This is a genomic window from Acinetobacter piscicola, assembly GCF_015218165.1.
Taxonomy (GTDB): Bacteria; Pseudomonadota; Gammaproteobacteria; order Pseudomonadales; family Moraxellaceae; genus Acinetobacter; species Acinetobacter piscicola_A.
The window spans coordinates 1-11,857 of the sequence record NZ_CP048665.1 but is presented as its reverse complement, the minus strand read 5'-3'; the positions used below and the strand labels follow the sequence as shown (position 1 = coordinate 11,857).

10 protein-coding genes, 3 pseudogenes and 1 other annotated feature are annotated in these 11,857 nt (G+C 40.7%); of the genes and pseudogenes, 7 read left to right on the top strand and 6 right to left on the bottom strand.

Annotation, left to right across the window (positions count from 1 at the left end):
• The first annotated feature begins 2,180 nt into the window (after nucleotides 1-2,180).
• The gene (locus tag G0028_RS20835; RefSeq protein WP_227554861.1) at nucleotides 2,181-3,173 is read left to right on the top strand and encodes a hypothetical protein; all 993 of its coding nucleotides are present in this window, start codon (nucleotides 2,181-2,183) and stop codon (nucleotides 3,171-3,173) included.
• 126 nt (nucleotides 3,174-3,299) lie between these two features.
• Nucleotides 3,300-3,509, top strand: a complete 210-nt coding sequence (locus tag G0028_RS20830) for a hypothetical protein (protein ID WP_005404800.1) — start codon at nucleotides 3,300-3,302, stop codon at nucleotides 3,507-3,509.
• Here G0028_RS20830 and G0028_RS20825 read toward each other — a convergent pair.
• Nucleotides 3,506-3,829, bottom strand: coding sequence for a hypothetical protein (locus tag G0028_RS20825; protein WP_104442387.1), 324 nt, complete (start codon nucleotides 3,827-3,829; stop codon nucleotides 3,506-3,508). The genes G0028_RS20830 and G0028_RS20825 overlap by 4 nt on opposite strands.
• Nucleotides 3,830-4,330: 501 nt before the next feature.
• Here G0028_RS20825 and G0028_RS20820 point away from each other — a divergent pair.
• The 5 genes and pseudogenes from G0028_RS20820 to G0028_RS20800 form a co-directional block, all read left to right on the top strand.
• Nucleotides 4,331-4,594 (top strand): hypothetical protein, encoded by a 264-nt coding sequence (locus G0028_RS20820; RefSeq protein WP_127801456.1) that lies wholly within the window; start codon nucleotides 4,331-4,333, stop codon nucleotides 4,592-4,594.
• 177 nt (nucleotides 4,595-4,771) lie between these two features.
• Entirely contained in the window at nucleotides 4,772-5,338 is a 567-nt protein-coding gene (locus tag G0028_RS20815; protein WP_006581699.1) for a recombinase family protein, read from the top strand.
• A 182-nt stretch (nucleotides 5,339-5,520) separates the two neighbouring features.
• Nucleotides 5,521-6,493: pseudogene (locus tag G0028_RS20810) on the top strand (IS3 family transposase).
• Nucleotides 5,810-5,926 (top strand) — a sequence feature (AL1L pseudoknot). It overlaps the preceding pseudogene by 117 nt.
• Nucleotides 6,494-6,644: 151 nt before the next feature.
• Nucleotides 6,645-7,859: a chloramphenicol/florfenicol efflux MFS transporter FloR gene (gene floR, locus G0028_RS20805; protein ID WP_000214122.1), complete on the top strand. Its 1,215-nt coding sequence runs from the start codon at nucleotides 6,645-6,647 to the stop codon at nucleotides 7,857-7,859.
• A gap of 27 nt (nucleotides 7,860-7,886) precedes the next feature.
• A pseudogene (locus tag G0028_RS20800) lies at nucleotides 7,887-8,135 on the top strand (helix-turn-helix domain-containing protein); the annotation flags it as partial.
• A 53-nt stretch (nucleotides 8,136-8,188) separates the two neighbouring features.
• On the opposite strand, the gene G0028_RS20795 reads toward G0028_RS20800, so the two are convergent.
• The 5 genes and pseudogenes from G0028_RS20795 to repM form a co-directional block, all read right to left on the bottom strand.
• Complete coding sequence (locus G0028_RS20795; protein WP_005028420.1) at nucleotides 8,189-8,893, bottom strand: IS6 family transposase; 705 nt, start codon at nucleotides 8,891-8,893, stop codon at nucleotides 8,189-8,191.
• A 122-nt stretch (nucleotides 8,894-9,015) separates the two neighbouring features.
• Entirely contained in the window at nucleotides 9,016-9,573 is a 558-nt protein-coding gene (locus tag G0028_RS20790) for a TetR/AcrR family transcriptional regulator (protein WP_005146114.1), read from the bottom strand.
• Complete coding sequence (locus G0028_RS20785; protein WP_005146112.1) at nucleotides 9,574-9,918, bottom strand: SMR family transporter; 345 nt, start codon at nucleotides 9,916-9,918, stop codon at nucleotides 9,574-9,576.
• A 420-nt stretch (nucleotides 9,919-10,338) separates the two neighbouring features.
• Nucleotides 10,339-10,914 carry a plasmid replication DNA-binding protein gene (locus tag G0028_RS20780; RefSeq protein ID WP_163172875.1) on the bottom strand — a complete coding sequence of 192 codons (576 nt, stop codon included), beginning with the start codon at nucleotides 10,912-10,914 and terminating at the stop codon, nucleotides 10,339-10,341.
• Nucleotides 10,907-11,832, bottom strand: a pseudogene (repM, locus tag G0028_RS20775) (replication initiation protein RepM); the annotation flags it as partial. The gene G0028_RS20780 and the pseudogene repM, both read right to left, overlap by 8 nt.
• Nucleotides 11,833-11,857 lie beyond the last annotated feature (25 nt).

Below are 11,857 nucleotides of genomic sequence, written 5' to 3'. Positions count from 1 at the left end.
AGCCACTATTTTTTTATTGTGTATAAGTACACGTTAATATTATTTGTGTACTAATGCAAGGTAAACGTGGACATATTGCAAGGTAAACGTGGACATATTGCAAGGTAAACGTGGACATATTGCAAGGTAAACGTGGACATATAAGAGCTAAAACCCTTTATTCATAAGGCTTTCAAGCCATTTAAAAGCATTTAAAAACTTTAAAATAATTAAAAGCCAAGGGAATGAAAAATTGCCCTTGGTTTTCGCTTCGCTCAAACTCTATTGAATCTCGCTTTCGCTCGATTCGAGGGGCAATTTTTTGGTTAATATTTTCGTGAGTTTTAGAAAAAGCAAAAGCAACTCGGAATTCGCTTCGCTCATAGTACTTTTTTGCTCGCTTCGCTCGGTCTAGGCTCAATTTTCTACATATGATTTACGCCTTTTTTGACTTCACAGCCTAAAAAGCTGTTTTTCAGGGAGTCTAGGCACGACTTTTTGATGTTCGCTCGTAGACACTCGCTCTGATATAACGATTAGAGGCAAAAAATAGGGGGTAGACGCGTTTTTTCACTGATTATCAAGATTACCTATATCAAATAGAGAAAATGGCTTAAAACGCAAATCAGCGCAAAATGGAAAGCAGTTTATAGTCGTACTCAGGACTTTGATCTCAGTTATTTATGTGTGATGAGGGACACACAGATTTTTAATTTCGTTCAGCAGAATCGGCTGCGTCAGGATTTTTTAAGTGAGGTCCCCACTAACCGTTTTTAAAAAGTCGGATCAAAGACTTTGATTTGACTTGTTTTCTCAAGGTTCTTGGAATTTCTGGATCCGATGCCACTCGAATCTGATCTTCTAGGTCGATTTTTACAAATGTGGCTGGAGGGTTTAGACCGCCAAGTCTATGAAGTTGCCAAACTTCATCCTCAAACCACATTCTTCCAATTCTCTTACACACTCCAACTTAATGGCGTGTCCTTTCGTTACTCATTTCAACGCTCGCCTTTCACTCGAATTGAAATGCTTCCTTTGCCATTACAGCAAAGCCCTACTAAGTCACTCTCCCACAGTTCTGTTTTCGGAAGTTGCCTCCGATTGAATAAAGACCTCTTCAAATTAAAGAGAAATCTTTAAGCAATACGGCTTCGTCATTAAACAAAACTGCTTCCCAAGTTAGTATTAAAACAGTTGTTTTCAGTTGCCTGAAAACTGGCAGAACCCGTGCCGATCTCCTACATACAACACCTACATTCCTATCTCCCCCGATCGCAGTTCCAAGTCGTATCAGGTTTATACAATGCAATATGTAGTTAATAATCATCCACGTTCACGCCTTACCCATATCGACATACACAGCCTAAAAAGCACCATGTTGACGACCTTACAGGCTTGAGCTATCCATTGATCTCGACAGCAAAACAGAATGTCTTCCGACAAATTCACTGTTCTACCTAAAATCGAGTACCGATTGCGCCAGCTTTCGCCTTGCAACCCTGACACCTCACGATGCCCTCAAAAGCCCACCTGTGGGTATAACCTACGCCCTTGTCTTTATTTTTGTTTTTGACTTGAAGCGTCTGGTTATCAGCTATTCACGAGGTTACTCATTCCGTGAGTCCTCTGACTGTCTGTTTTAATACAGGGTTTTGGCCCTTTCAGCCTAGGAGGGAAGTTACTCCCACCGCCACGTCACCGTGATCCCGTGTCCTTGTCGCCCAACTGACCTCCACCTTGGGAGTGGAGGGTGTTCATTCATCAAAATGAGTGAACAGGTAGAAAGCGGGAGTCACACCCGCCAGCCCCTAGTGTAGCCGCGCCAGCTAGAGTTTCCTCACGCACGCAGCTTCACCACTAAAGCTTCTCAAAGACTGGCAATCCTCAAGAAGGGGGAGTGTGTCTGATTCATGGGTAGGCAACCCAGGAACCAAACAGAAAAGAATTGGCTCATGGATTGGCAGTCCACGCAAAAAATCAAAGACCCTAAAAGTTTTATATTTGATCAAGTTGCGGTCGTCAAGCCCATTTTGGGGAACTGCTATTTATAGAATCTCCGAAGGTGATTCGCAATCATGCTTAAAGTCTCAAAAATTGCATTTTTGAGACTTTAAGAATTTCTTATAGAATTTTTAATAAATATCTTTTATAAATCTCTTATAGAATCACTTTATTAAAATCACTTTAAGAGTAATAAAAAAATGATTTATTACAGCTATGTTCCTAAAGATTTTACAAAACATGTCATGGGAATGATGACGAACGAATATGATCTTGTTGCTAAGAAATTCATATTGAATATGAATACTGATGAAGCAAGCCGTATGATTTCAAAATGGATTGAGCGTTATCATTTACTGGAAACAGCCCAACAAACCTATCGAAGAAGATTGAACAGTGAGCCAGTTTTTAGCTTGCTGGTTCATTTCACTTATAGTTATTTACCAGGACTGAGTGAGAGTGAATGCTGGGAAAAATTTGATAAAAATGAACCTGCTTTTTTGGTGCAAGTAGAGGCTTACCTGTTTTGTCGAACCAGTGATGCTTTCTTATTGGATGAAAAAACTCAAAAAGTTTTGAGCAAAACAGACAAACAAGATTTATTGAAGATTAACCGTAAAATCTTTGAGATCTGTCCAAGTTCAGAGTCTTTTAGTTACATTGGTGAGGTTAATCCAATCAGCTGTGGTAGATATGAACTGGTACGTCTGACCAAGCCGAAGAAAAGCATTAAAGAGCTTCAAGCCAAGAATTGGACCAATGAAAAACATGTCACAGATTGGACCTGGCGTTTGACTGATAAAGCCTATAAGGAACAACTAGAACAAGGGAAAAGGGTCGTTTTGCGGTTTCAGAGCCTGATTGAAAAAAATGCCAGTCTGGATGAGAAGAAAGCCTATTTTGAACGCCATTTCCGGGCCTTGGAGGGCTATTTAGGCTACCGTGGGGTACGTCAGCAGATCGGAAATTTGTATCACCTAGAAAAACGCTTATTCAAGGATAAATATAATCAGCCCTGGTTTGATCATGGTGCCCGGACTTTAAAACTTTCATATATGAAAAAACTGAAAAGTTCGATTGTAAATAATTCATCATATCAAGAAGCAGAAGCTCATTTTAGGAGTGTATTAACGGAAGATCTCAACAAAAAATACGAAAAATGGAAGGCGAAGTCCAATAAAACCGAGGTATAGGATGTTTTTTAAATCAATCTCAATTAACAATGGTGATAACTCATGCAGAAATATCCTGATGATTATTATCTCAGCCGCCAAGAAATTGACGATTTGAGAGCTGAGGCTAAACACGCGGCAAAATATATGAAAGCTTTTTTCGATTTTAAGACCGAAGCTCGTTATTTATTTAGTGTGACATGGTCCGCCCAAGACGGGGAATTTATTGGACTCTGTGCCGAATTCCCGTCGCTATCCTGGCTAGATCCAGACCGTGATAAAGCACGCTCAGGCATTGAGAGACTTGTCTTTGATGTATTACAAGACATGAGTTCCACTGGAGAAGCCATACCTTAATATTTTTGGAAAAATGCCTGATTCCGCTGGATGTATTCATTCAGATTATTTGAATCTAAGCCGAATATTTGAAGTTTTTTATCGACATATTTAAAAAAGAAGCAGTAAACAATGTGCATTATCCCAAGTGCCAACGCTTCCATTTTGATAACCGGAAATAGAGCAGTCGTGTCCGTAACGAGAATTTCTAATGTGAAACGATTAAAAAAATAGATGAAAAAAGTCACCAGACTCAACAAAGTCAAAAGTGCATAGGCTTTAACACAAGCCTTGCAGTGCTTATTCATTTTTTCCAGTTTCTGAAAAGTTATAGGATTCATTTTGCTCTCTAGGCAGTTAAATTTTTAAGTGAAGAAATTTCTACCGATTCTAAATATCCAGGATTAAAAAAGGGAAAAAATTTCTGTTAGATGATCCCGTGCTTTGTAAAAAAAATATCAAAATTATAAAGAGTTGAATTCTATTAATACATTGAAATTAAACATAATTTTTAATATCGACACACATGATAGCTACCTAATGGAGCTAATTTAGGTAGCTATCATGTGTGATGCTAAGCTTTAAATTTTTTATAAAATATAAGCATTTGATTTTAAATATTATTTTGTTTATGTGGCAAAAATAAAACTCAAACATTAATATTTATAAGTTATTGAAATTAAATATAAAATTCAGATCACACATAATACCTACCTTGATGTGGAAAGAAGCTATTGTGTGTGTCGATCAGAGCATTATATGTAGAAAGGTCTCTAGTTCTTTATCCTGTCTACCCGACTTGTAATATGATTCATATATCAGCTAATTGGGAGTACGGCACTATGTCAACAGTAGATCTAATTGATGAAGATGACAATGAATCAGGTATTGCTGCCAAAGCTGCAAATGTACTTCGAGACCGCTTTATTGCCGCAGCGCAAAGAGGAACAGTGCTGTATGTAGAAAATGATAATTTAATGAGTAAAACACCGAATGGTGTGCCAATTTTGGTTAAACACTTGGACGGCCGGAATCCTGACCTTGCTTACCGACTTGCTGGGCGACGAACTTTTAAAATTAAAAAACGTAAAATTAATTCGAATTGAGGCAGGCTTTTACTCCCATTCGATCGAATTTCGAATAAGAGATGTTCTGTAAATTTAGAGTATAGCCTAACGGAACAAAATAAAGTCTTAAAAAGCAACTCAAAAACCGTATTTATAGACTTAATATTTAATTTCGGTACAATATGTATTTAATTATCTAAACTCTAACGGTACAGAATGCCTAATCAGGTCGGATATATTCGAGTCAGTTCAACTGAACAAAATACTGAACGTCAATTAGATGGAATCAGCCTGGATAAGACCTTTACTGAAAAGGCAAGCGGTGGTAGCCGTGAACGTCCTCAGTTAAATGCAATGCTCGACTATCTGCGTGAAGGTGATACGGTGCATGTTCATAGTATTGATCGTCTGGCACGTAATACAAATGATCTGAACGAAATTGTGAATAGTCTGAATGATCGTGGTATAACCATTATTTTTCATAAAGAGAATTTGACCTTCAGTCATGATGTAGCACAATCGGCAATAAATAAACTCATGTTTCAGATGCTTGCTGCATTTGCAGAGTTTGAACGCTCCATGATCCGTGAGCGTCAAAAGGAAGGAATTGCAAAAGCCAAAGCGAAGGGCTTATATAAGGGAAGAAAGCGGAAGGTTGACTATGTTGAAATACGAAAAGCAATGGCTGAAGAAAATTCAACATTTAGAGGTGTTGCAGAAAAGTTTAAAGTAGGGATAGCAACAGTACAAAGAGCTTTAAAAGAAGAAACTAATAATCAATAAGGTTGATTAATGAAGACGCTTAGATATTCAAATTTAGAAAAGATCATGACCATTTATACTGAAATTTCTACTTATATTACATTTCATAATGCGACTGGTTTAACAGATATAAATAAATCAATGGAAGATTTTTGAACCGTACCGGGTTTGTCGGAGACCAAGCTTTCTGAGAGAATGTCCCGATGAAAAAAGTAAAATATACCCCTGAAATCAGAGAAAGAGCGGTTCAATTATTGATTGAATCCGAGAAAGATTATCCATCGAATTGGGCTGCGATCACCGCTATTGCTCCCTGAGCAGTATACTGCGCAAGGGTTGTACTCCTGAAACACTACGTGTTTGGTATCAAAAATATTTAGATAAACAAAATCCAGTTAAAGTACAGCAGCTTTCAGACCAAGAACGTATCAAACAACTCGAACGCGAAAATAAAGAACTGCAACGCGCCAATGAAATTCTACGTAAAGCAGCCGCTTTTTTCGCCCAGGCGGAGCTCGACCGCCCACACAAATAATGGTGGATTTTATCCATAATAATAAAGAGCTGTACGGAGTCGAGGCGATTTGTAGAATTTTACCGATCGCACCTTCAACCTATTACCGGACTCTAGATCTCTGTGAAAATCCAGAACATCGAGCAAAGCGAGATTTACATGACTTGCATCATGCTGAGGAGATTAAACGAATTTGGAAGGAAAGTTCAGGTCGGTATGGTGTACGTAAAGTCTGGCAAAAACTGAAACGTGAAGGCTATATTATTGCGCGCTGTACTGTTGCTCGATTAATGCAAAAGCTAGGTATAAAAGGTGTTTGGCGTGGTAAGAACAAACAAACCACCCGTAGCCGAGATGATCAAAAACGAGCGGATGACTTGGTAAAACGTAATTTTACTGCTGATCATCCTGACCAACTGTGGGTGAGTGACTTTACGTATATTCAAACAAATTCAGGCTGGGTTTATACTGCATTTATTATTGATGTGTTCTCACGAGCAATTGTTGGATGGAAAGTATCGACACGGATGAATACAGATATGGTGCTCGATGCATTGGAGCAAGCATTTAGGGCGGCAGAGGGGGCTGGAACGCTGAGTGCGCCCATGCCGCATTGCGAAGCAAAAGATAATCGGATAAAATGTAGCAATTCATATTCGTAAGCGTGGAGTAATCAGATGGGAAATTCCAAGTCAGCAGACAAGTAAGCCGCAACAACCAGTATTGTTGTTGCGGCGCTCTGTAAGGCTAGTCTCATCTGATTGCTGACGAGCAGACGTCGCCCGGTATTCCTTAATCGAGGGTTGATTCGTCATGACCACCACACGCCCCGCGTGGGCCTATACGCTGCCGGCAGCACTGCTGCTGATGGCTCCTTTCGACATCCTCGCTTCACTGGCGATGGATATTTATCTCCCTGTCGTTCCAGCGATGCCCGGCATCCTGAACACGACGCCCGCTATGATCCAACTCACGTTGAGCCTCTATATGGTGATGCTCGGCGTGGGCCAGGTGATTTTTGGTCCGCTCTCAGACAGAATCGGGCGACGGCCAATTCTACTTGCGGGCGCAACGGCTTTCGTCATTGCGTCTCTGGGAGCAGCTTGGTCTTCAACTGCACCGGCCTTTGTCGCTTTCCGTCTACTTCAAGCAGTGGGCGCGTCGGCCATGCTGGTGGCGACGTTCGCGACGGTTCGCGACGTTTATGCCAACCGTCCTGAGGGTGTCGTCATCTACGGCCTTTTCAGTTCGATGCTGGCGTTCGTGCCTGCGCTCGGCCCTATCGCCGGAGTATTGATCGGCGAGTTCTTGGGATGGCAGGCGATATTCATTACTTTGGCTATACTGGCGATGCTCGCACTCCTAAATGCGGGTTTCAGGTGGCACGAAACCCGCCCTCTGGATCAAGTCAAGACGCGCCGATCTGTCTTGCCGATCTTCGCGAGTCCGGCTTTTTGGGTTTACACTGTCGGCTTTAGCGCCGGTATGGGCACCTACTTCGTCTTCTTCTCGACGGCTCCCCGTGTGCTCATAGGCCAAGCGGAATATTCCGAGATCGGATTCAGCTTTGCCTTCGCCACTGTCGCGCTTGTAATGATCGTGACAACCCGTTTCGCGAAGTCCTTTGTCGCCAGATGGGGCATCGCAGGATGCGTGGCGCGTGGGATGGCGTTGCTTGTTTGCGGAGCGGTCCTGTTGGGGATCGGCGAACTTTACGGCTCGCCGTCATTCCTCACCTTCATCCTACCGATGTGGGTTGTCGCGGTCGGTATTGTCTTCACGGTGTCCGTTACCGCGAACGGCGCTTTGGCAGAGTTCGACGACATCGCGGGATCAGCGGTCGCGTTCTACTTCTGCGTTCAAAGCCTGATAGTCAGCATTGTCGGGACATTGGCGGTGGCACTTTTAAACGGTGACACAGCGTGGCCCGTGATCTGTTACGCCACGGCGATGGCGGTACTGGTTTCGTTGGGGCTGGTGCTCCTTCGGCTCCGTGGGGCTGCCACCGAGAAGTCGCCAGTCGTCTAACCGACGACTGGTAGCAGGCCCGCTCCGATGCGGCGCACTAACCATCGAAACCTCGTGAATGTCGGTATCCTGTCTGGCAGGATACCGCTCATTTCCCTTGTTCAGTTCATCGCCGTCGCCGAGCATCTGAATTTTCGGCATGCGGCCAAGGCACTTGGTATCAGCTAGTCGAGCGTCAGCGCGCGTGTGAAAGCGCTGGAGGATAACCTTGGTGTCCTGCTATTTGAGCGCCATGCGCGGGGCGTTCGGCTAACAGACGCAGGCAGGCACTTCATGGGGCACTGTTGCAAATAGAGATTTGAGTCGATGATGTTCCCTTTAAAAAGTACTTAGAGACCGAAAACCCTGTTGATTAGACACACTTCACCCTGAGGCTGACCATAATAAAATGACGATGCTTGTCCTTTACGTAGTGCACGCATGACTTCAATACCTTTAATTGTGGCATAAGCCGTCTTCATAGATTTGAATCCTAATGTGGCCCTGATGATCCGCTTTAGCTTGCCATGATCACATTCAATCACGTTATTTTTATACTTAATCTGCCTGTGCTCAAGGTCTGGTGGACATTTACCTTCCCGTTTTAACCGTGATAAAGCACGTCCATATGTGGGTGCTTTATCCGTGTTGATCACTTGTGGAATTTGCCACTTCTTCACATTATTTAAAATTTTTCCAAGAAAACAATAAGCTGAATGGGTATTTCGTCTAGCAGAAAGATAGAAATCAAGAGTATGGCCACGTTGGTCAACTGCACGGTATAGATATGCCCATTTGCCATTCACTTTTACGTAAGTTTCATCCAGATGCCATAAATGTCGATCTGTAGGATTACGCCAATACCAACGTAAACGTTTTTCCATTTCTGGAGCATAACGCTGAACCCAGCGATAAATTGTGGTGTGATCAACATTCACTCCACGTTCGGCCAGCATTTCCTGAAGTTCACGATAGCTGATGCCATATTTACAATACCAACGAACAGCCCAAAGAATGATTTCACCTTGAAAGTGCCGACCGTGGAAGGGATTCATCTGCTGTATCTCGAAATAAATAAGATATTTAGCTTATCATGTCAGCCTATTTGCAACAGTGCCGTTCTATGCACTGGATTTTTCTATCTGGGGCTTACAGTTCAAATTTCGAATAAGAGATTTTATGTTAAATAGGTTCGATTAAGCAGATCGTCTTCTAATTTTGAACATTGCTCATCATCAATGACTCCGGTAATACTTTGTAGCCACAACCCATCTGCTGCTAAACGAAGTAACTCTAAATCAGGATGACTATCCGTTTCTGCATGTTGAGATAATCTATTTTTTAGCCATTCCATCCAAATTTTATTAAAGGTAGGCTCTGTGATCATAGTCATTGATAACGCTGACCAAGCAGAAACCACCCCATCTATTTGATGGATAAAAGAACTATGAATATAAGCTCGTGTGAATTTACCATATTCTGTTGGATCGCGTTTAATCAAGTATTCAACTGTTTGATCTAAATCAAGAATTATTTGATTGAACATTTCTTCTATCAAATTTTTTTTATTCGGGAAATGGTGAAATACCCCCCCTTTTGTTATACCTACTGCTGTAGCAATATTTTGAATAGAAACACCAGAAATACCCTTTTGAGAAACAAGAATAGTTGCCTGTTCAAGGATGCGCTTTCGAATAACCTCTGGTTGCTTCTTTTGTTGCCGAATTTCTTTCACTTAATGACCTGCTGATTGCGAAAATAAATTAATAATTATTACGCCAGATACGATAAAACCAATTCCAATTAAAGCAGGATTATCTAGTGTCTGTTTAAAAACAAAGTAGCCAACTACAGCAGTTAGAACAATCCCAACACCAGCCCATATAGCGTATGCGATACCTAAAGGGATTGTTTTAATAACTTGTGATAATAAATAAAATGCCGTGCTAAAAAAAATAAAGACCATCACGCTTGGAAAAAGTTTTGTAAACCCTTCCGATTTAACTAAAAAACTACTTCCAATCACTTCGGAAACTATTGCAAATCCAAGTAATACATAAGCGAGTAACACACTGTTCATAAGTAATCATACCTAAAATACCAATCGGAAGGTATGTTAAATTTTCAAAAAAAAATTATCAATAATTATTTTAGATTTTCTAAAATTAACATAATACACCTTATACGAAATGTGTTATAATTTATTTTGAAATTCAAATACTTATTTCAAAGTTTATAGCCCAAACATCACTGTTTGGGCTTTTTTTATGACTTTTCACGTTCCACGCTTAATAAGTGAGCAATGTTCCACACTTTTGATTAGCTCAATTGAATAATCAGGATGCCTGGTCTTTTTCTTTTTGGCGTTCATCCAACTCTTTTTTGAGTGCCTTTTTATCTTGGTACGATGCAATCAGCATGATCGGGATCAGCAGCGGGGCCACAATAATTCCCAGGGCAATGTCTTTCAGTTTCGGAATGATTTCTCTCCCTAGATTGCTCAGTCATGATCAAAAACAGCATTTAGCACACGGCCAAATAATCCACGTTTTTTGTGTTGTGGCACTGCCACATTTTGCAACGTGGCATGCTGTAGCGTTTGGGTGTGGTATGCCGTAGTTTCTTGCTGTGGCACTGCCACGTTTTCTACAATATTTAATTCATTATTCTTTTTATTATCATTGTCTTGTTGTGTTGTCGCATGCTGTGGCATATCGGTGTCGCATGCCGTAGCATCTTGTTGTGGCGCTGCCGTGGCGGGTGCAACAGTTTTTAACTCAATAAGCGTCTGCATACGGTCGATTTGCTGCATTAAACGCTCTTCACGTTCTTGGTATTTTTTAACTTCATTTTCTAAATGAATAATGAGTTTTTTTGTAGATTCATCGCTATCTGATGTAGAAGATTCAATTTGTTGAGATGTTTGCTCAGGCTCCCCAAAGCATCTAATCACTTCCGAAAGGTCAAATTGACCATCACTAGAGCGTGATAAACGCCCATTACGTACAGCTCTGTAAATGGTTGACCTATCAATATGAAATTTTTTAGATACTTCACTTAGCGATAACTTAGCCATTTACTATGTCCTTTTTATTTGATGGCATGTATCCCACTTTTTTTAGGTATGGGGCTAGTTCTTTGATTTTTTCAGAGTCTTGTAGCATCTCAGCAATACGAACAGCAAATTGAGGATAGCTTTCAGTTCCTTGTGAATAGCGACCCATTTCAGGGAGTTCTGAAAGTTTGTTTGCAAAAATATGCCGTTGAGCATCGGTCATCTTTGAAAAAAGGTCTAAGGTATTCGGATCTCTTTCTATTGATGGATTATCCTTTTTCTTCTGTTTAAACGTAAAAGAAAAACCTGAAATTGATCGACCTTTTTTATGCTGTTCATATTTTACAGTTATATCCGTATGCTCATTTATTTGTTTAATTGAAAGCTCTAAAACACGCTCTTTTAAATGAGCCATCCGTAAATATTCATTATCAAGAACGCCTAACTTCTTTCTAAATTCTTGTAGTTCTATGGTTGGGGTTTTACCAGTGCTTCGCCACTGAATTAGAAGCTCATATAAGCGAATGGCATAAGCGCTACTAAGACTACTAACTTGCTGTAATTCATATTTAGTAAATTGTTCTTCCAGTCGGGTTATGAAGGGAACAACAGCAGGTGCAAATATTAAGTCTACAGTTGCTTCATTGTCGTTATAAGCAATTTGAGATACCCAACGACTCATAACATTTCGGATATTCCCATTAGCTTTTTTCTCTTGATAGCTAAATTGACGCGCGAATAAATCCTTACAAGCATCTTTTAAGGCTTGATAAGCTGTATTACGGTGTACACCAAATTGATTGATATAACTATCTGCATGAACTTCTAATGGATCATTTGCATTAATCCCTTTCCCACTTTCCCTTGCTTCAACAATAGCCAATAAAATTAAACGTTGTTCTACTAAGTCTAAGTTATAGCTTGCGTTGATTAAGGCATTGTCTTTTACAACTAAATCTCTCAT